This window comes from Treponema sp. R6D11, from assembly GCF_054786075.1.
Window position 1 is genome coordinate 1 of the sequence record NZ_BDHD01000224.1, and the last position, 2,596, is coordinate 2,596.

Sequence of the window (2,596 nt, forward strand, 5' to 3'; positions counted from 1 at the left end):
GATCTTTGTACTGCTCATCCATATCCTTTGGAGTGGATTTGCAGGACACCGACAGCATTACACTCAAAATTAATGCTGCTGTTAAGAGAACTTTCTTCATAGCAATCCTCCTGCTTAATAAAGTTTGAGTAAAAGATATGAATTTATTCTGGATTGCCCTAAAATAATTATTTGTAACGTGGTAGAAATTTTTGATTATTACTTAATAATATACTCACATAGATAGAAAGGAAAGTGTTAAATGTTTTTGTTTTACAAGAGAAATTGAAATTAACTACAAGCCGATGAAACGAAAGTTCCGCTTAAGACCCTAATATTTTCTTAGTCAAAAAAGGCGATGAATACCAAAGGGTTACAGGTTCGTTTTTACGCGTATTTACCTTTAAATAGACATATCCGTTTTTAAGATTCCAAGAAGTTTCGTAGGGGCGCATTTCCCTGATTATTCCGTCGCACAGTACGGTGGGGCCGTATTTTTCCAGAAGCTCTTTTTGTATGTCTTTGTAGCATTGCATTAATTCGTCAAGAGAGAAGGTGTTAAAATAATAAGTTCCGCCTTCCAGACCGTTTTTGGAAAAGTAAACCACCATAAACGCCTGATAGCCGGATATGTTAAGATTATCGTAGAGAAGCGATTTAAGGCCGTCTATTTCTTCCGTATAAGCCGGTTTCCCGACTTTTGCGGTAAAAACTTCCATTTTTGTACCCCACGGGAAATTGTGGAATACAACCTCAGGTTCCTCGGCGTAAAGCGCAGAAGACAATAAAATCGTTAAAATTACCAATAGCTTTTTAATGGTACACCCCCATTTCTGCTATTATCGGCAAAACATGAGGAATCATTAGCTTTTTTTTCGCTATCGTTTACCCGTTTTGCGGTATTTGCGGAATCGAGGCAAAGCCGTTTTCAAGGTCTTTATCGCTTGGGACTTTGTCTGTCATCGTCTTATTTCTGTACGATATATACGCCGTCATATCAAAATACCCAGTTCCGCTTAAACCGAACAAAATAACCTTTTTTTCGCCCGTTTTCTTACACTCCAGGGCCTCATCGATGGCGACTTTAATCGCATGGGAGGATTCCGGCGCGGGAAGTATGCCTTCCGCCTTCATAAAACGGACCGCGGCGTCAAAAACTTCGGTCTGTACTTCCGCGCGCGCTTCCAAAAGGCCGTCTTTGTAGAGTTTCGACAGGGTTGAATTCATGCCGTGGTAGCGAAGGCCTCCGGCGTGGTTTGCGGACGGGATAAAGCCGTTGCCCAAAGTCATCATTTTGATGAGCGGGGTTGTTTTTGCGGTGTCGCCGAAATCGTAGGCGAAACGGCCGCGGGTAAACGACGGGCAGGACGCGGGTTCAACCGCGATAAAGCGGGTTTTCGATTTTCCCGCGAGTTTTTCGCCCATGAACGGGGAAATAAGGCCGCCAAGGTTTGAGCCGCCCCCGGCGCAGCCTATGATTATGTCGGGCTTGATGTTGTATTTTTCAAGGGCGATTTTTGTTTCCTGCCCGATTACGGTCTGATGAAGCAAAACATGGTTTAAAACGCTGCCAAGAACATAGCGGCACTTGTCGGTTTTTACCGCCGTTTCTATCGCTTCGGAGATGGCGCAGCCGAGAGAGCCCGTTGTGTTAGGATCGCTTTCCAGGATTTTCTTACCCGACTCGGTGGTATTTGAGGGGGAGGGGATAACGTTCGCGCCGTAAGTTTCCATTAACGCTTTGCGGTAAGGCTTTTGTTCACTGCTTACCTTTACCATGTAAACGGTCAATTTAAGACCGTAAAAATCGCAGGCCATCGCCATTGCGGAACCCCATTGCCCCGCGCCCGTTTCCGTCGTAAGGGAGGTAAGCCCCGCCTCTTTCGCGAAATAAGCCTGCGGCCCCGCCGAGTTTAATTTATGGGAGCCAGAAGTGTTTGTCCCTTCAAACTTGTAATATATTTCCGCCGGAGTTCCAAGTTCTTTTTCAAGATAATACGCGCGAACAAGCGGAGACGGCCTATAAGCCTGATAAAAGTTCAAAAGGTCTTCCGGTATGGGGATAAAGCGGGTAGTTTCGTCCATTTCCTGATCGACTACGCTTTTGCAGAACACAGGTTCCAAATCCGCGGAAGTTACAGGTTTAAGGGTACCCGGGTGCAGCATCGGCTCCGGTTTTTCCTTCATATCCGCCCTTAAGTTGTACCAGACTTTGGGCATCTCATCTTCGGAAAGATAGATCCTTGTAGGAATTTTTTTCATATTCGCCTCCTAAGACTTTATTTTTTAAGATTATACCATATATGTAGATTAATTCAAAGTGCCCTTAAACGCTAGAACTTTATACCAAGACCAAGAACGGGCTTAACTCCCCAACCAATAACAATTTCGGTTTCGGAATTTGAATAATCGGTGTATGTGCCGGTTCCGTCGTCAGCGATGTACTTAGCCTGATGCCAGCGGAAAAGATCCATAACCACGTTGGTTTTGCTAAAGATATAAATGTTTTCGCTAAAGTGGAATTGAACGCCCAATGAAATTCCGGGACCTATCTGAAGGTCTCTCCGGCTCGCCCACATTCCATCGGTGTTTTGTAAGGACGTAGGCATCCATAAAT

At 44.7% G+C, this 2,596-nt stretch carries 3 protein-coding genes; all 3 read right to left on the reverse strand.

All coding sequences use genetic code 11. The annotated features are described in order from the left end of the window. Positions 1–302: 302 nt before the first annotated feature. On the reverse strand, positions 303–764 hold the full coding sequence (locus tag ACYVTD_RS11510; protein ID WP_461247911.1) for a hypothetical protein: 462 nt from the start codon (positions 762–764) through the stop codon (positions 303–305). A 100-nt stretch (positions 765–864) separates the two neighbouring features. Further along, the gene (locus ACYVTD_RS11515) at positions 865–2,241 is read right to left on the reverse strand and encodes a TrpB-like pyridoxal phosphate-dependent enzyme (RefSeq protein ID WP_461247912.1); all 1,377 of its coding nucleotides are present in this window, start codon (positions 2,239–2,241) and stop codon (positions 865–867) included. Between the two features lie 71 nt (positions 2,242–2,312). Further along, on the reverse strand, positions 2,313–2,596 hold a 284-nt coding region (locus ACYVTD_RS11520), incomplete at its 5' end, for a hypothetical protein (protein ID WP_461247913.1).